We start from the raw sequence: 17,420 nt of genomic DNA on the forward strand, positions 1-17,420 counted from the left end.
CAACGGATTGTTGGTGCGCTGGCGGGACTTGGCAGCAGCCAGTCACCGCGCGAAAACAAAAAGGCCGGCGCGAGGCCGGCCTTTCGTAACGCGATGGCGTTGGAGCCGAAGCTCAGTACTTATCTCAGTACTTGGCGACAACCGGGCCGTTGAAGTGATAGTTCACGCCGAGCTGCACGGTGTGGAGGTTGAGCGTGCCGGTCGGCAGGGTGCCGAAGTAGGTCTCGCCGCCAAGGCTGCGATAGAGGTATTCACCCTTGATCGACCACTGCGGAGCGATGAAGGCTTCGACGCCGGCGCCGACGGTCCAGCCGGAGTGGAACTTGCTGTCGGAGACGCTCACGCCGAGCGCGGAGAGGGTGATCTTGTTGTCGATCCAGGCGTAACCACCGGTGCCGTAGAACAGGACGTTGTTGACGGCGTAGCCGATGCGGCCGCGGACCGTGCCCAGCGCGTCGGTCTTGGAGGCGGCGGTGATGCCAGTGGTCGCGTCCGTCGCCGAGGCGCTGACGTCAGCCCAAGAGCCGTCGGCCTCGATGCCGAACACGACATTGCCGGTCTGCCAGTTGTAGCCGGCGGTGCCGCCGACGAAGCCGCCCTGCATCCGCGGGCTGCTCGAATCTTCCCAGGCGCCGCCGCCGACGAGACCGAGGTAGAAGCCGGTCCAGTTGTAGACCGAGGCCATGGCGACCGGAGCCTTGGTGTAGGGGCGCGCCGCCAGGTCGGCAGCCGAAGCGGCGCCGGTCAGAGCGATCAAAGCGGCCGAAGCCAACAAAATCTCTTTCATTTTCAACCTAATCCCAGTCCCAGTTTCTGTTTTGCCTTCCGTGCGTCGGAAGGACATCGGACGCTTTGGTCCAACTGATGTCGTCCTTACACCACTAAAGCTGTAAGTTGTGTCTCCCAAAAGTCACAACAGACGTAAAATGTAATAGTTGCTGACCTTTAGTTCCCTCAGGGAACCCGCAGCAAAAAGGCCGGCACGAGGCCGGCCTTCGATTCGTCAATGATTTCAGTGGAGTCAGTACTTCGCGATAACAGGGCCGCCCCAGCGATAGTTGAGACGGACGAGGCCCATATCGACATTCTGGCTGATCCGGTCGGTCTGGAATGGAGCGCCGGCCGGTGAGTTGAGGGTGAGGGTCCGAGTCCCCAGGAAGATGTGGTCGTACTCGACGCCAACCGACCAGTTCGGCGCGAAGCCGAATTCAAGGCCGGCTCCAACCGTGCCGCCCCAGCGGTTGTCGCTGGCCGAGGCGAGCAGGGTGCCGGCGCCAGCGAAGCCAGGCGCGGTGTAGATGTTGTACTTGTCGGCGACCACCGCGGCGCCGCCTTTCACGTAAAACAAGACGTTGTTCCAGGCATAGCCGACCTGGCCTGTGATCAGCCCGAAGGCATCGATCTTCGAGCGGTTACGCTGAGCGGGGAAGAGAACGCTGACGTTGTCGCCGGAGAAGTCGGCCCAGTTGCCCTGGCCTTCGAGCCCGAACACCCAATTGGCCGATTGCCAGCGATAACCGATCTGGCCACCGACCGTGCCGCCGGTGGCGTTGTGGCAGCCCTCGCCACCCACGAACGCGCCGCCGCCAAGGACGACGTTGTCCCAGCACTTGTGACTGGATCCGCCGCCGCCGTTGATGCCGATGTAGAAACCACTCCAGTCGTAGATGGTGGCAATCATCGGCGCCGGCGCCTTGGTGTAGGGACGTGCCGCAAGGTCTGCTGCACTGGCGGGTGCAGACAGCGCGACGATTCCGATTGTAGCGAACAGAATTTTCTTCATTGCAGTCTCCCCAGTGTTGTCCGCCCTGGAGTCCCCGAGCGGTCAATCAGGCGCGACGCCCAAATGGTCTAATTCCAAGGCAACCGTAGCCCAATCGGGAGGCAGAGTCCGTCTCTGGAATGCAACAGTCGCGGGCAATCGTCCTGCGCTTAACCTAATGAATGTTAAGCATTTTCTGGTCCCGCCGAGTTCCAATTCATCGCACCGTGCACAGCGGAATTGGGTACCGCCCCGCCCGCGAAAGGTCGGTCAATTCCGCTATGGAACAAATCTGGAACAAACGTCCGGTCGATGCTATATGTGGGGATAACCAAGGGCGTCGCGGCCCGATCGGGTCTTGTAAGCGTATAGGGTCGATCCGACAGGCAGCGCGGGCGCGCCTTTTCGAAATTCAGTGGCATTTGGAGTGGAGAGCGGCGATGGCGGGAAGCGTCAACAAGGTCATTCTGGTCGGAAATCTCGGCAAGGATCCGGAAATCCGCCGCACCCAGGACGGGCGGCCGATCGCGAATCTGAGCATCGCGACCTCCGAGACCTGGCGCGACAAGAACAGTGGCGAGCGCAAGGAAAAGACCGAGTGGCACCGCGTCGTGATCTTCAACGAGGGGCTGTGCAAGGTCGCCGAGCAGTATCTGAAGAAGGGCGCCAAGGTTTACATCGAGGGCGCGCTCCAGACCCGCAAATGGACCGATCAGAGTGGCGTGGAGAAGTACTCCACCGAGGTCGTGCTCCAGGGCTTCAACTCGACGCTGACGATGCTCGACGGCCGCGGCGGTGGCGGAGGAGGCGGCAGCTTCGGGGATGAGCCGGGAGGCGATTTCGGCTCGTCCGGCCCCGTCAGCAGCGCACCGCGCCGCCCCGTGGCCGCCGGCGGCGGTGGCCGCAACAACGACATGGACGACGACATCCCGTTCTGAGAGCGGATCGCACGTGGCGAATGCGCTGCCCGGATTGGGGCGGCGCTTCCCGCGTCATGTCAGCAAATCTGACTAATAGGTGGGGCGGGCTCGGAAATTCCGGGCCCGTTTCATGTTTCGGTTGAACTCGGCCGGCACTCGGCGAGCCGGCTGGTGGGGGCCGCGCACGATTGGGAGCCGATTTCCGGCGGCCGAATCCGGGGCCGTCCAAGGCGCTGCGCACAACGCCTTAAGTCGTTGGAAAAACAATCGGAAAAAGCGCTTCCGCCGGCCTTGCAAGGGTGGTTATCGGGGCCTCGATGCGCTATATGATTCCCAGATAAAATTTCACCGGATTTCCCCTTGGCTGACGACGACAACAAGCCCGGCGACCAGCCGGCGCAACCCTCGGACATTCGCCCCGTTTCGATCTACGAGGAGATGAAGAAGTCCTATCTCGATTACGCCATGAGCGTGATCGTGTCGCGTGCGCTGCCCGATGCGCGCGACGGGTTGAAGCCGGTTCATCGCCGCATCCTCTTCTCGATGAACGAGGAAGGCTACACGCCCGACAAGAAGCATAAGAAATCCGCCGGTATCGTCGGCGACGTGATGGGCCAATACCATCCGCATGGCGACCAGGCGATCTATGACGCGCTGGTGCGCATGGCGCAGCCGTTCTCGATGCGCGAACTGCTGGTGGACGGGCAGGGCAATTTCGGCTCGGTCGACGGCGATCCGCCGGCGGCGATGCGCTACACCGAATCCCGCCTGACCAAGATCGCGCTCAAGCTGCTCGACGACATCGACAACGAGACGGTCGATTTCCAGGACAACTATGACGGCTCGACCAAGGAGCCGGTGGTTCTGCCGGCGCGGTTCCCGAACCTGCTGGTCAACGGCGCAGGCGGCATCGCGGTCGGCATGGCCACCAACATCCCGCCGCACAATCTCGGCGAGGTCATCGACGCCTGCCTGGCGCTGGTCGACAATCCGTCGCTGACCATCGACGAGCTCAACAACATCATTCCGGGTCCGGATTTCCCGACCGGCGGCATCATCCTGGGACGTCAGGGCATCCGCAGCGCCTACCATCTCGGCCGCGGTTCCATCGTGATGCGCGGCAAGGTCGAGTTCGAGACCATCCGGAAGGAGCGCGAGGCAATCGTCATCACCGAGATCCCGTATCAGGTGAACAAGGCGACGATGGTCGAGCGCATCGCCGAACTCTACAAGGAAAAGAAGATCGAGGGCATCTCGGATCTGCGCGATGAATCCGACCGCGACGGCTACCGTGTCGTCGTCGAGCTCAAGCGCGATGCTGTGCCCGACGTGGTGTTGAACCAGCTCTACAAATTCACACCGCTGCAGACGAGCTTCGGCGTCAACGCCGTCGCGCTCGACTCGGGCCGTCCGCAGACGATGAACCTGAAGGACATGCTGACGATTTTCGTCGGCTTCCGCGAGCAGGTCATCACCCGCCGTACCAAGTACAAGCTGCGCAAGGCGCGCGAGCGCGCGCATGAGCAGGTCGGCCTTGCGATTGCCGTCGCCAACATCGACGAGATCATCAAGGTGATCCGGACCTCGCCGACGCCGGCCGTGGCGCGCGACACCCTGATGACGCGCGACTGGCCGGCGCGCGACGTCGAGGACATCATCACGCTGATCGACGATCCCCGCCATCGTATCAACGAGGACGGCACCATCCGCCTGTCGCTGGATCAGGCGAAGGCCATCCTGGAGCTGCGTCTGGCGCGCCTCACGGCACTCGGCCGCGACGAGATCGGCGACGAGCTCTCCAAGCTTGCGGGCGAGATCGGAGAGTATCTCGAGATCCTGCACTCGCGCGCCCGCATCCTCGACATCATCAAGACCGAGCTCGCCGAGGTGAAGGCCGAGTTCGCGACCCCGCGCAAGACCGTGATCATGGAGCAGGAAGGCGAGGTCGAGGACGAGGACCTGATCCAGCGCGAGGACATGGTCGTCACGGTGTCGCACGCCGGCTATGTCAAGCGCGTGCCGCTGTCGGCCTATCGCGCCCAGCGCCGCGGCGGCAAGGGCCGCTCCGGCATGCAGACCCGCGACGAGGACTTTGTCAGCCGCCTGTTCGTGGCGTCCACGCACACGCCGGTGCTGTTCTTCTCCTCGCGCGGCCAGGTCTACAAGGAAAAAGTCTGGCGGCTGCCGATGGCAGCACCCAACGCGCGCGGCAAGGCGCTGATCAACATCCTGCCGCTGGAGCAGGGCGAGCGCATCACCACCATCATGCCGCTGCCCGAGGATGAATCGACCTGGGCCCAGCTCGACGTGATGTTCGCCACCACGGGCGGCAATGTCCGCCGCAACAAGCTGTCAGACTTCGTCGACGTCCGCCGCTCCGGCATCATTGCGATGAAGCTCGACGACGGTGAGGCGATCGTCGACGTGCAGATCTGCACCGAGCATGACGACGTGCTGCTGACCGGCGCTGGCGGCCAGTGCATCCGCTTCCCGGTCCCCGACGTCCGCGTGTTCACCGGGCGCACCTCGATGGGCGTGCGCGGCATCGCGCTGGGCGAAGGCGACAAGGTGATCTCGCTGGCGATCCTGCGCCATGTCGAAACCACGTCCGACGAGCGTTCGGCGTACCTGAAGATGCGCCGCGCCGTCGCCGGCGAGGCCACGGCCGAAGAGGCTCCGGCGGATGCCGAGGCCGAGGAGACCTCCGGCAGCTTCCAGCTCGCGCAGGAGCGCTACGCCGAGATGTCGGCGGCCGAGCAGGTCGTGCTCACCGTCTCCGTCAATGGCTATGGCAAGCGGACCTCGTCCTACGAGTACCGCACCACGGGCCGTGGCGGCAAAGGCATCGTCGCCATGAGCGTCAACAACCGCAACGGCAACCTCGTCGCGTCCTTCCCCGTGGAGGATGCCGATCAGATCATGCTGGTGACCGACAAGGGCCAGTTGATCCGCTGCCCGGTCGAAGGCATCCGCATCGCGGGTCGCTCGACGCAAGGTGTCATCGTGTTCGATACCGCCGAGGACGAGCACGTCGTTTCGGTCGAGCACATCACGGAAGAGGCCGAGAGCGGCAACGGCGCGAATGGAGAGGCGAGCGGGGAGTGATGCGTCGTCCCCGTCGCCCGCGCCCACTCCAATTGTCGTCCCGGACAAGCGAAGCGCAGATCCGGGACCCATAGCCACAAGGAGACGTTTGGCGAAGAGTCGGAGCTGCCGTCTTGCGCCGCAACTGCTCCCAGTGGTTATGGATCCCCGCGTCCGCGGGGATGACACCGAAGGTGCTGCGCGGTGATCGCGCTAAATCTCCAGCTCCGTGCCGAACTCCACCACCTGCTTGGTCGGCACGCCGAAGAATGCGGCCGACCGCTCGGCGTTGCGCTGGAGGAAGGCGAACAGGCCTTCGCGCCAGACCCACATGCCCGGAATGTCCTCGCGCGGGATGATGGTCTCGCGGCCGACATAGTAGGTGATATCGGAGAGGTCGATGCCGGGCAGCTTGCCCTGGCGACAGGCGAGCGCGAGTCCCTCATAGATCGTCGGGTTCTGCATGAAGCCGTAATGCAGGATCACGCGGGTGATGCCGGGAATGATCTCGATCACCTCGGAGCGGTCCTCGTCAGCGATGTGCGGGGATTCTTCGATCAGCACTGTGACGAGGAGGATTCGTTCGTGCAGCACGCGGTTGTGTTTGACGAATTGCGTCAGCGCGAGCGGCACACCTTTCGGCGCCGAGGCCAGGTATACGGCTGTCCCGGGCAGCCTAGCCTTACACTGGTTGACCGCAGTCTCGATCAGATCTTCCTCGGGCTGGCGCAGCCTTGCCCGCGCCGCCTCGACCAGCTTCACGCCGGCGCGCCAGGTCAGCATCAGGAAGGCGACGAGGCCGGCGAGCAGCAGCGGAAACCAGCCGCCCTCGAACAGCTTGATCGAGTTGGCCGCGAAGAAGATCAGGTCGATCACGAAGAAGAAGCCGTTCACGGCCACCACGAGCCAGGGCGAGAAGCCCCATTGGATCGCGACGAGGGCGGCGAGCAGCGTGGTGATCGCCATCAAGAGCGACACAGCGATGCCATAGGCACCGGCGAGCGCGTCCGAGGTGCCGAAGCTCAGCACGGCGCCGAGGGTCGCTGCGGCGAGCAGCCAGTTCACCAGCGGCACGTAGATCTGGCCGATCGCATCGCTCGTGGTGTGGCGGATCTGCATGCGCGGCAGGAAGCCGAGCTGGATCGATTGCTGGGTCAGCGAGAACACGCCGGAGATGATCGCCTGCGATGCGATCACGGTCGCCACCGCCGAGAACGCGACCAGCAAATAGTGCAGGGCGTCAGGGCAAAGCTGGAAGAACGGATTCTCGATCATCGAGGGATCGGTGATCAAAAGCGCGGCCTGGCCGAAATAGTTCAGCACCAGCGCCGGCAGGCAGATCGCGAACCAGGCGAGCCGGATCGGCAGGCGGCCGAAATGGCCCATATCGGCATACATGGCCTCGCCGCCGGTCACTGCGAGGAAGGCGGCGCCGAGGATGGCAAAGGAGACATGGAAATCCTGGTGGATCAGGAAATCGAAGGCATAGAGCGGGCTGAGTGCAGCCAGCACTGCCGGCGCCTTCACGATACCGTGGATGCCGAGCGCGGCGAGCACGACGAACCAGCCCAGCATCACCGGGCCGAAGATGCGGCCGATGAAGCCGGTACCCTGCTTCTGCATGATGAACAGGCCGACCAGGATGGCGATGGTGATGGGCACGACCACCGGGGAGAGTGAGGGGGCGTCGACCTTGAGGCCTTCGATGGCGGAGAGCACCGAAATCGCTGGCGTGATGGCGCCGTCGCCATAGAGCAGCGCAGCGCCGACGAGGCCGACGACGAGCAATTGCGCGCGCCAGGTCCCGGGCTGGGCGTGGCGCGCGTGCAGCAGCGCCAGCAGCGCGACGATGCCGCCTTCGCCGCGATTGTCCGCGCGCAGGATCAGCATCGCATATTTCAGCGAGATGATGAGCAGCAGTGCCCAGAGGATCAGCGAGGCAACCCCCAGGACAGCCTCCGGAGTCACGGTACCGCCGTGGGCGGCTGCCTTGGCGGCTTCCTTCAGGGCATAGAGGGGGCTGGTGCCGATATCGCCATAGACCACCCCGAGGGCGCCCATGGTCATTGCAAGCGGCAGCGGATCGGGATGATGATGGCCGGAGGCGACTGCGGGCGTACTGGACAAAGGCAACCCCTCAATGGGATCGCGCCCTTCGGGCCATTCCGAAGGGCGCGAGCATCAGACAGTCTGCGACGAGACGTCGCAAATATCCATGGGGTTGTGACCGACGTTTATGACGCCAGCCTGACAGACGGCCTACGGAGTGCGGTCCGCCGTGACGAGGCGAGCGACGCGGACATCGGTCTTGGTGCCGGCGCGGCGCAGGCAGGAGGCTTCGAAGTTCGGCCACGCCTGCTGCGAGCAGTCCCTGCCGATGGCCTTGATGTCGAGCCGGTCGCCCTTGGCGAGCGGTTGCGGCACGCTGGCTTCGACGGTGGGGGCAAAGCCGGGCAAGAGGGTGAGGGCTGCAGCAACACACGCAGCAAGAGCGATCGCTGAAAGAGCCTTGATCATTGACGGTCCCCTGTGATGCGGCCGCTACGCCCAGTTCGCGGCCCGTCATTCGTTGGCCGGATTAGTAACCATGGCCAGTTTCCGGACGTCTTCGCCAATGCCGGAAATGGTTTCGTTCGCGTCCCGTTTTGTTTCGTGGACGCCCCGAGGACGAAACAGACCGGCGATTTCCGACGTGGAATGACAGGAAAAACCGGCCGGGAACCGGTCCGGCTTGCCGGCCCGGGCCGGGCGGGGTAGGAGGGGACCATGCCGCGCATTGCCTTTTACCCAGGTTCCTTCGACCCCATCACCAACGGCCATCTGGACGTGGTCCGGCATGCCGTCCCCCTGTGCGACAGGCTTGTTGTCGCGATCGGGGTCCATCCCGGCAAGAAGCCGCTGTTCACGTCCGAGGAGCGGTTGAAAATGCTGCACGACGTCTGCGGGCCGGTGGCGGCCCAGGCCGGCTGTGCACTGGAGGCCACCACCTTCGATGACCTTTCCGTGACTGCCGCCCGCAAGCACGGCGCGACGATCATGATTCGCGGTTTGCGCGACGGCACCGACCTCGACTACGAAATGCAGCTGGCCGGCATGAACGAGGCCATGGCGCCGGAGGTGCACACGGTCTTCCTGCCGGCGTCTCCCATGGTCCGCCCGATCAGGGCCACACTGGTGCGCCAGATCGCTGGCATGGGCGGCGATGTCTCGACCTTCGTGCCGCCGCTTGTTGCATCCCTGCTCAAGGCCAAATTCGCCTGAAAGCGGCGCGCGTCTTCATCTCATCTGATCCGGAGTTTTCATGAACCGTCGTTTCGCAATTCTTGCCACGATGTTGGTCGCACTCATTGGCGCAGTGCCGGTAATGGCGCAGCAGCTGCCGGCCAATCTCGACAAGGCCAATGCGCTCGTCATCGACACCACCAAGGGCCGCATCGTCATCAAGCTCCGGACCGACCTGGCGCCGCAGCACGCCGAGCGCCTCAAGCAGCTTGCGCGCGAGGGCTTCTACAACAACGTGCCGTTCCACCGCGTGATGGACGGCTTCATGGCCCAGACCGGCGACGGCCAGAACGGCAACGGCACCGGCGGCTCGAAATATCCGAACCTGAAGCAGGAGTTCTCCAAGGTTCACTTCGCCCGCGGCATCGTCGGCATGGCCCGGCGCGGCGACAGCGTCGACACCGCCAACTCGCAGTTCTTCATCATGTTCGCCGACGGTGGCGGGCTCGACGGCCAGTACACCGTGGTCGGCGAGGTCGTGCAGGGCATGGACGTGGTCGACAAGCTGAAGAAGGCGCCGGCGGGTTCGCCGAGCGGCACCGTCACCGATCCCGACAAGATGGTGAAGGTGCAGGTCGCCTCCGACATCAAGTAGCCGGGACGATGGCGCGCCGCGGCGACAGGCTCCTGTTCGCTGCAGCAGCTCTGCTGCTCGGCATCACCAGCGCGGCCGCAGAGGACGCACAGGTCAATACCATCAAGGATGTCTTCCAGCACCTGCGGAGCTGCTGGAAGCCGCCGCCACCGGCCAAGGCTCGCCCACTCGACATCACTGTCGTGGTGAGCTTTAACCGGTCTGGAAACATTCTGGGCCATCCGAGGATTACCTATGAATCCGCGGAGGCTTCCGACAATGACCGGCTGCAATACCGGATCGCTGTGATGGAGGCGTTGCAACGCTGCACGCCGATGCCATTTACCGATGCAATGGCGGGCGCTGCCGCAGGACGTCCATTCGCGATTCAGTTCCGTAACCGCAAGACGTCGCCTGACAAGACTTCACCTCCAACACAAGAGAGACGAGCATGAGCGTCACCGAAAACACATTGATCCTCGAGACCACGCAAGGCCCCGTCACCATCGAGATGCGTCCCGACCTCGCGCCCGGCCACGTCGCGCGCATCAAGGAGCTGGTTCGCGAGGGCTTCTACGACGGCATCGTATTCCATCGCGTGATCGAGGGCTTCATGGCACAGACCGGTTGCCCGCACGGCACCGGCACCGGCGGCTCCGGCAAGAAGCTGAAGGCCGAATTCAACAAGGAGCCGCATGTGCGCGGCACCGCCTCGATGGCGCGCGCTGCGAACCCCGATTCCGGCGACAGCCAGTTCTTCATCTGCTTCGACGACGCCCGCTTCCTCGACAACCAGTACACGGTGTGGGGCAAGGTCACCGAGGGCATGGAGAACGTCGACAAGATCAAGCGCGGCGAGCCGGTGCAGAACCCGGACAAGATCGTCAAGGCGCGGATGGCGATCGACAAGGAGTGAGAGCTCGACCCTCATCCTGAGGTGTGCGGAACGCGCGTCTCGAAGGATGAAGGCCCCGCTGCTGCAGCTCGGCCTTCATGGTTCGAGACGGCGCTAACGCGCCTCCTCACCATGAGGTCTGGCTGTGGCGCCAAACACCGACATGCGCACCGATCTCTTCGATTTCGATCTGCCGCCGGAGCGCATCGCGTTGCGCCCGGCGAACCCGCGCGACTCCGCCAAGATGCTGGTCGTCGAGAGCGGCGCGCTGCGCGACCAGACCATCGCCGACCTGCCGCAATGGCTGAAGCCGGGCGACCAGCTCGTCGTCAACGACACCAAGGTGATCGCCGCGCAGCTCAAAGGCCGGCGCATCGGTCGCGAGACCGAGCCGAAGATTGAGGCGACGCTGATCAAGCGCCTCGACGGCTCGCGCTGGCAGGCACTGGTGAAGCCCGCGAAGAAGCTTGTCGCCGGCGACCGCATCCGCTTCGGCAATGAAGGCAAGGTCTGCCTGCTCGGTCATCTCGACGCCGAGGTCGAAGCCAAGGGCACTGAGGGCGAGGTGACGCTGTCCTTCTCGTTCCACGGGCCCGCGCTGGACCAGGCCATCGCCGATCTCGGCGGCCCGCCGCTGCCGCCTTATATCGCGTCAAAGCGCACGCCTGACGATCAGGATCTCGCCGACTACCAGACCATGTTCGCGGCCAATGAAGGCGCGGTCGCCGCGCCCACCGCGGGGTTGCATTTCACGCCGGCGCTGGAGCAGGCGCTGCACGCACGCGGCGTCGGCATCGTCAGGGTGACGTTGCATGTCGGGGCAGGGACGTTCCTGCCGGTCAAGGTAGAGGACACCGACGGTCACAAGATGCATGCCGAGTGGGGTTCGATCTCGGCCGAGACTGCGGAGCGGCTCAACGCCGCACGAAAGAACGGCGGCCGCATCACCGCCGTCGGCACCACGTCATTGCGATTGCTGGAGAGCGCGGCCAGCGAGGACGGCACCATCCAGCCATTCGCGGCCGAGACCTCGATCTTCATCACCCCCGGCTATCGCTTCCGCGCCGTCGATATCCTGATGACAAATTTCCACCTGCCGAAGTCGACATTGTTCATGCTGGTGTCGGCCTTCGCCGGCCTGGACACGATGAAGCAGGCCTATGCGCATGCGATCGCGAGCGGGTACCGGTTCTACTCGTATGGCGATGCGTGCTTGCTTTTCCGGGCAGTGCCGTAGGGTGGGCAAAGCGAAGCGTGCCCACGTCTTTCTTGAATGGACGAGGGAAGTGGTGGGCACGGCGCTTGCGCGCCTTTGCCCACCCTACGATACCTGTTCCTACCGCATCTTCTGTTACGCCATCACCCGCTGCGGCAATAGCTCCGCGATCTGCACCGCGTTCAGCGCCGCGCCCTTGAGCAACTGATCCGCCGCCACGAACATCGAGATCGAATGGCCGGAGGGATCGCTGAGGTCCTTGCGGATGCGGCCGACCAGGACGTCGTCTTGGCCCGAGGCGTCGATCGGCATCGGGAAGTAGTTCTTCACGCGGTCGTCGACGACCTTCACGCCGGGTGCCTGCGCCATGAGGCTGCGGACCTGGTCCTCGGTGATCGGCTTCTCGCATTCGAAGGTGATGGCCTCGCAATGGGCGCGCAGCACCGGCACGCGGACGCAGGTGACGCCGATCGCGATCTTCTCGTCCTCGAAGATCTTGCGGGTCTCCTTGATGACCTTGGTCTCTTCGTCGTTGTAGCCGGTCTCGGGGTCGACGGCCGTGTTGTGGTTGAAGAGGTTGAACGCATAGGGATGCGGCATCACCTTGGGCGTATAGACCTGCCCGTTGAGATTGGCGCGGGTGGACTCGACGAGCTCGTCCATCGCCGCGGCGCCGGCGCCGGAAGCTGCCTGGTAGGTCGAGATGATCACGCGCTTGATGCGGTTCTTCTGATGGATCGGCCAGAGCGGCACCAGCGCGGTGATCGCGGCGCAGTTCGGGTTGGCAATGATGCCCTTGTGGTCCCTGATGCGGTTGCCGTTCACCTCGGGGATGACAAGCGGCACGTTCGGATCCATGCGGAATGCGGAGGAATTGTCGACGACGACGGCGCCGGCCTTGACCGCTACCGGTGCGAACTTCTTGGAGATGCCGCTGCCGGCGGAGAACAGCGCGATGTCGACGCCGTCGAACGAGCGCTCGGTCAGCTCCTCGATGACGACGTTTTGTCCGCGGAACGATACCGTCTTGCCGGCGGAGCGGGCGCTGGCCAGCGCCTTGAGCTTGCCGACGCGAAAGCCGCGCTTGTCCATGGTGGCGATGAATTCGGCGCCCACCGCACCGGTGACGCCGACAATCGCGACGACGGGATCGTTACTCACTTTGTCCTCCATTGAGATCGATTTAGACAACAAAAAAGCCCCGGACCATCTTGGGCGGGGCTTCGGTAGAGCTTGATGCGTTTAGTCGACGACTATGCGCGCACGCCTCCCCGGGCCCCGAAGGCCGTGGTGGTTTTGGTCGTGCGTTTGGTGGTCGTGAACATGGCGGCGACTTATGCGGGAGAGTTTTGTGCCCGTCAATGGCTTTTCGGCGATATTGTGGTCTCGTTACTTGCCCCGGACGCCTGGCGGCTCGAGCAGGACCTCCTTGAGGTCGTCGCCGCTGATGACGACGATCGCGAAATTGAGCCGGCCGCTTTCGCGCACCAGCCCGCCGCTGATGGCCTTGCCCGCGGCCGCCTTCTCGGCGACGCGCACCGCGTCAGCCAAGCGATGCTTGATGGTGCCGAGCGCCGCGAGGTTGCTGCGATCCTCGTTGTCCAGCTCGGTCAGGGGCAGGGCGGCTTCGCCGCCGACGACCTCGCCGGTCGCCGCGTTGATGGTGTACCGCCAGATCCGGTCATTGTGCAGGGTCTTGACCCGGTACACCGGTACGCCCGAGCCGCCGTCGAAACTGATGTCTGCGGTGGTCGCGCCCGCATGGCGGGCTTCGGCAATCGCCATGGCCTGGCTGATCGAGATCGATGAAGAGCGGAAGCGCTCGATCTCGCGGCTGACGGCTTGGCGGTCCGCCGCGGCGTCCCCATCTGTCTCGTTGTGGAGGGCGGCGGGTGTAGAGCCTGCCGAGACGGTTGCCTGCGCCGGCGCTGCGATGAGCAGCCCCGAGAAGGCGATCGCCAGCAACCCGTACATCTGTCGTCTCGTCGCGCTCATGGTCGAAACCCTCGGCCGGCAAGCTGGAATCAGCAAGTCTGCCGGATGTTCGTAAAGAAATCGCGGCCGACCTTGGGCACCGGCCGGCCGCGGAGCGTCGTAACGGGCTGTACCCGTCGCGGCGATCTAAGCGGTCCGGTCCTCTTCTGGGGCTGGTGAAAAAAGTGGCCCGCACCGCTCTATAAACAAAACCATACCGTATCGTTTTATTTTGGTCAACGCAGCGGCCCTGAACAAATCGCGGGTCTCACGGAAATGTCAGCGGGAGGGGCGGCGCCGTTGCGCGGCTTTCGGTGCGCTCTGGATGCGGTCCGCAGGACCGATCGCGCCGGCCAGGAACAGCTTGATCGCCGCGCGCATCCGCTTCTCGGCGGCCTTCAGTTCCATCGGCGTTCCAAACGTCGCCATGCGGTGGGTGTGGCCGACGACGACGTCGAGGAACACCTCGGCTGCAATGGTGGTGTCATCGACGTCGAGCGCGCCTTGCGCCACCAGATGATCGAAGAAGCGCGCCGTGGTGGCGACGGCCTTCAGCCAGCCTTCTTCCTTGCCAAGCTTCGCAATGTCCGGAAAGTTGATCGCCTGCGACGTCATCATGCGGCTGAACGCCATGGCGTCGGGTCCGCAAGTGAAGTTGAGCATCTCGCGCCCGATCTCCACCAGCCGCTGCTCGACCGAAATGTCGGACGAGCTGCCGAGCTGCGTCTCGGCTGCGGCCGACAGCGGCGCCAGCCAGCGCGCGATCTCGCGCCTCAGCACCGCCGTGAACAGTCCGCGCTTGTCGCCATAACGAGAATAGACGGTCGGCTTGCTGACGCGAGCGGCCTCGGCCACCGCGTCGAGCGAGGTCGCGTCAAAACCGCGATCGAGGAACAGGCGGGTGGCGACCTCGATCAATCGCTGATCGCGCTCGATCGCCGCCGACTTCGTCGGCCGGCCGCCGCGCGATTTCGACACCTCGCGCCGAGGTGCTGCCGTTCTTGCCCTGGTCGCAGTCGATCCCATGCCCAATGATACGCCCAATGATTCCTGCACGATCGTGCCAGTGTTCATTGCTGTATAACGTGCAGCAGCCGGGGCGTCATCGCGAATCTGGCCGGATTAGCCGTATCGTCAACGGTCTCCAACCCACGCCGTTCCGCTGTGCGGGTTTCACGGCAACCGCGAGCTCCAGGCCTGGCCGCTGGCCGCTTTCTCGTATCCGTATTGATACAGCGCCCGCATATAGGCGGTGTCGAAGCCTTCGGAAGGCGGCGCCGGATAATCGCGCTCGATATAGGAAAGATGGAAGCCGAGATTGTTGCGCTTGGCGAAATCATAGGTCGAGAAGATGATCGAGCGCGTCTGCGACTGCGTGATCGACGACAGGCTGCGTGAGGCGACGTCGATCGTGCTGTTGGCGACGAGCTCGAAGTTGCGCTCGATCTTCTTGTTGACGAGGATGTAGATGTCCATCTTCGCGTTGCCCGGCAGGCGTCCCTGGAGCAGCAAGGCCTCAGGCAAGGTCAGCACCGGGGCCGTCACGCCGCCGTCGACATGCATCTCTTGAAACCTGCGGCCCTGGCCTTCGGCCTCGATCAGGATCGGCGGAAACACCAGCGGGATGCTGGCGGAGGCCGCCATCACGTCGCGAAACAGTTTGAGCGCCTCAGGCGTGCCGACCGCGGCGATCTTGCCCATGTCCCAGATCGCGGTGCGCTGGGTGTCGAGATCGGTGGTGACCACGAGGAGCCGACGGCCCCTGGCGTTCTCGCGCGCGACCTGCGCCAGGATCTCCGGCCCGACATAGCGTGCCACCAGCTCGCGCAGCCGTGTGTTGCCGAACAGGCCCGAGCCGAACAGCACGCGGATGATGCTGGGATCGTTCAAGAGGCTCTCGGCGATGCCGCTGGTGTAGAGCTCCTTCAAGGTGTCGTCATATTGAGATCCGAGGAAGGCAAACGGTGCGATCAGGCCGCCGGTGCTCACGCCTGATACGACGGAGAAGGTCGGGCGGTTGTGGGCCGCAGTCCAGCCGTTCAGGACGCCGACGCCATAGGCGCCATCGGCGCCGCCGCCCGAGAGCGCCAGATAGGTTCGGCTCCCGGTCGCCTTGTCCTGCTCGAAGCTGAACTTGGTGACGGGCTCGTCGGCATAGCGCCTGAGACCGTCGATATCGAGGACCCGCGAGCTGCTCGCGTCGGCCGCCGTATAGGGCGTGCGGGGGAGTGAGGTGCAGGCAGTGAGCGCCAGGCTGCACACCAGCGCCAGCGACCTGATCAGGCGGGCGCCTGTCCGCTTCGTCCATCCATCCGAGGACGTGGACATCTCAGTCGAGCATGTGGGGAGGGGCATCGGTCGGTGGCTGATGATCACGCATCTGCGGCCGCCGGCAATGTTGCCGCGGCGTCTCGTCCAGCCCCCACTATGAAACTATACTGTATCGTTTTGTTCATCAAGCCGCGGAGCCGATCACGTCCACGTCAACGATGTCCCGGTCTGGGGCACCGCGCGGGTTGATCGGGCTGCCGCGACACGCAATAAGCACCGCCATGAATCTTGCTGATACCGCTCTACCCAATCATTTCGAGCTGCTCGCCACCGATGGCGCCGCGCGCACGGGTCGCCTGACCACGCCCCACGGCGTGGTACGGACCCCTGCCTTCATGCCGGTCGGAACCGCCGGCGCCATGAAGGGCATGCACTGGCGCGAAGTGCGCGATGCCGGCGCCGATATCGTGCTCGGCAACACCTATCATCTGATGCTGCGTCCCGGTGCGGAGCGCATCCACGCGCTCGGCGGATTGCAGCGGTTCACAGGCTGGAACGGGCCGATGCTGACGGATTCCGGCGGCTTCCAGGTGATGTCGCTGGCTGATTTGCGCAAGGTCAGCGAGCAGGCTGTCACCTTCCGCTCCCATATCGACGGTGCCAAGGTCGAGTTGTCGCCAGAGCGCTCGATCGAGGTGCAGCGCTTCCTCGGCTCCGACATTGCGATGCAGATGGACGAGTGTGTGCGGCTGCCGGCGGGGCGCGACGACATCGACCGTGCGATGCGCCTGTCGCTGCGCTGGGCCGAGCGAAGCAAGCGCGCCTTCGAGAGCGCGCCTGAAGGCTACATGCTGTTTGGCATCGTGCAGGGTGGCGACGTGCCGGAGCTGCGCCACGCGAGCGCGCAAGGCCTCGTCGAGATCGGCTTCCACGGCTATGCGATCGGCGGCCTTGCCGTCGGCGAGCCGCAGGCCGTCATGCTGGCGATGATCGACGAGACCGCGCCGCGGCTACCGACCGACCGGCCGCGCTATCTGATGGGCGTCGGCACACCCGACGACATTCTCGAGGCGGTGAAGCGTGGCGTCGACATGTTCGATTGCGTGATGCCCACGCGCAATGGCCGCCACGGCGTCGCCTTCACGCGTTTCGGCCAGGTCAATCTGCGCAACGCGCGCCATGCCGACGATCCGCGTCCGCTCGATGAAGAGAGTTCATGGCCGTCGGCGCGCAATTGCGCACGTGCCTATCTGCACCATCTCGTCAAGGCAGGCGAAACGCTGGGGGCGATGCTGCTGTCCGAAATCAACATCGCTTACTACCAGTTCCTGATGCAGGGCATCAGGGACGCGATTGCAGGCGGAACGTTCGATGAGTTCTATCAGCGTACGCGCGAGGACTGGGCGAGGGGCGACATCGCCCCGCGCTAGATCGATCAAGGG

General features: G+C 64.3%; 16 protein-coding genes. 8 read left to right on the forward strand and 8 right to left on the reverse strand.

Annotation, left to right across the window (positions count from 1 at the left end; genetic code table 11):
• Positions 1 to 124: 124 nt before the first annotated feature.
• Complete coding sequence (locus XH89_RS18940; protein WP_194461983.1) at positions 125 to 787, reverse strand: outer membrane protein; 663 nt, start codon at positions 785 to 787, stop codon at positions 125 to 127.
• Positions 788 to 1,021: 234 nt separating this feature from the next.
• Complete coding sequence (locus XH89_RS18945) at positions 1,022 to 1,783, reverse strand: outer membrane protein (RefSeq protein WP_194461984.1); 762 nt, start codon at positions 1,781 to 1,783, stop codon at positions 1,022 to 1,024.
• A 419-nt stretch (positions 1,784 to 2,202) separates the two neighbouring features.
• Here XH89_RS18945 and XH89_RS18950 point away from each other — a divergent pair, with 419 nt between their 5' ends.
• Both XH89_RS18950 and gyrA read left to right on the forward strand, forming a co-directional pair.
• Positions 2,203 to 2,700 carry a single-stranded DNA-binding protein gene (locus XH89_RS18950; protein ID WP_092234768.1) on the forward strand — a complete coding sequence of 166 codons (498 nt, stop codon included), beginning with the start codon at positions 2,203 to 2,205 and terminating at the stop codon, positions 2,698 to 2,700.
• Between the two features lie 342 nt (positions 2,701 to 3,042).
• The gene (gene gyrA / locus XH89_RS18955; RefSeq protein ID WP_194461985.1) at positions 3,043 to 5,787 is read left to right on the forward strand and encodes a DNA gyrase subunit A; all 2,745 of its coding nucleotides are present in this window, start codon (positions 3,043 to 3,045) and stop codon (positions 5,785 to 5,787) included.
• Between the two features lie 192 nt (positions 5,788 to 5,979).
• On the opposite strand, the gene XH89_RS18960 is transcribed toward gyrA, so the two are convergent.
• A complete protein-coding gene (locus tag XH89_RS18960) occupies positions 5,980 to 7,833 on the reverse strand; it encodes a potassium transporter Kup (RefSeq protein WP_194468544.1) in 1,854 nt (617 codons plus the stop codon).
• Between the two features lie 192 nt (positions 7,834 to 8,025).
• Positions 8,026 to 8,283 carry a hypothetical protein gene (locus XH89_RS18965; protein ID WP_194461986.1) on the reverse strand — a complete coding sequence of 86 codons (258 nt, stop codon included), beginning with the start codon at positions 8,281 to 8,283 and terminating at the stop codon, positions 8,026 to 8,028.
• 249 nt (positions 8,284 to 8,532) lie between these two features.
• Here XH89_RS18965 and coaD point away from each other — a divergent pair, with 249 nt between their 5' ends.
• From coaD to queA, 5 genes are all read left to right on the forward strand, one after another.
• Positions 8,533 to 9,027 carry a pantetheine-phosphate adenylyltransferase gene (gene coaD, locus XH89_RS18970; RefSeq protein WP_194461987.1) on the forward strand — a complete coding sequence of 165 codons (495 nt, stop codon included), beginning with the start codon at positions 8,533 to 8,535 and terminating at the stop codon, positions 9,025 to 9,027.
• Between the two features lie 40 nt (positions 9,028 to 9,067).
• Positions 9,068 to 9,643 (forward strand): peptidylprolyl isomerase, encoded by a 576-nt coding sequence (locus XH89_RS18975; protein WP_194461988.1) that lies wholly within the window; start codon positions 9,068 to 9,070, stop codon positions 9,641 to 9,643.
• Positions 9,644 to 9,651: 8 nt separating this feature from the next.
• The gene (locus tag XH89_RS18980; protein WP_194461989.1) at positions 9,652 to 10,077 is read left to right on the forward strand and encodes a hypothetical protein; all 426 of its coding nucleotides are present in this window, start codon (positions 9,652 to 9,654) and stop codon (positions 10,075 to 10,077) included.
• On the forward strand, positions 10,074 to 10,538 hold the full coding sequence (locus tag XH89_RS18985) for a peptidylprolyl isomerase (protein ID WP_194461990.1): 465 nt from the start codon (positions 10,074 to 10,076) through the stop codon (positions 10,536 to 10,538). The genes XH89_RS18980 and XH89_RS18985 overlap by 4 nt, the downstream gene beginning before the upstream one ends.
• A gap of 142 nt (positions 10,539 to 10,680) precedes the next feature.
• The gene (queA, locus tag XH89_RS18990; protein ID WP_194468545.1) at positions 10,681 to 11,754 is read left to right on the forward strand and encodes a tRNA preQ1(34) S-adenosylmethionine ribosyltransferase-isomerase QueA; all 1,074 of its coding nucleotides are present in this window, start codon (positions 10,681 to 10,683) and stop codon (positions 11,752 to 11,754) included.
• Between the two features lie 114 nt (positions 11,755 to 11,868).
• Here the strand turns inward: queA and XH89_RS18995 are convergent, their stop codons facing one another.
• From XH89_RS18995 to XH89_RS19010, 4 genes are all read right to left on the reverse strand, one after another.
• The gene (locus XH89_RS18995) at positions 11,869 to 12,906 is read right to left on the reverse strand and encodes an aspartate-semialdehyde dehydrogenase (RefSeq protein ID WP_194461991.1); all 1,038 of its coding nucleotides are present in this window, start codon (positions 12,904 to 12,906) and stop codon (positions 11,869 to 11,871) included.
• Between the two features lie 216 nt (positions 12,907 to 13,122).
• The gene (locus XH89_RS19000; RefSeq protein ID WP_246767559.1) at positions 13,123 to 13,707 is read right to left on the reverse strand and encodes a PepSY domain-containing protein; all 585 of its coding nucleotides are present in this window, start codon (positions 13,705 to 13,707) and stop codon (positions 13,123 to 13,125) included.
• A gap of 279 nt (positions 13,708 to 13,986) precedes the next feature.
• A complete protein-coding gene (locus XH89_RS19005; RefSeq protein ID WP_194461993.1) occupies positions 13,987 to 14,733 on the reverse strand; it encodes a TetR/AcrR family transcriptional regulator in 747 nt (248 codons plus the stop codon).
• Between the two features lie 147 nt (positions 14,734 to 14,880).
• Positions 14,881 to 16,035, reverse strand: coding sequence for a patatin-like phospholipase family protein (locus tag XH89_RS19010; RefSeq protein ID WP_194461994.1), 1,155 nt, complete (start codon positions 16,033 to 16,035; stop codon positions 14,881 to 14,883).
• A 224-nt stretch (positions 16,036 to 16,259) separates the two neighbouring features.
• Here XH89_RS19010 and tgt point away from each other — a divergent pair, with 224 nt between their 5' ends.
• A complete protein-coding gene (gene tgt / locus XH89_RS19015; protein WP_194461995.1) occupies positions 16,260 to 17,408 on the forward strand; it encodes a tRNA guanosine(34) transglycosylase Tgt in 1,149 nt (382 codons plus the stop codon).
• Positions 17,409 to 17,420 lie beyond the last annotated feature (12 nt).

Origin of the sequence: Bradyrhizobium sp. CCBAU 53340 (genome assembly GCF_015291645.1) — a bacterium.
Classification (GTDB): Bacteria; Pseudomonadota; Alphaproteobacteria; order Rhizobiales; family Xanthobacteraceae; genus Bradyrhizobium.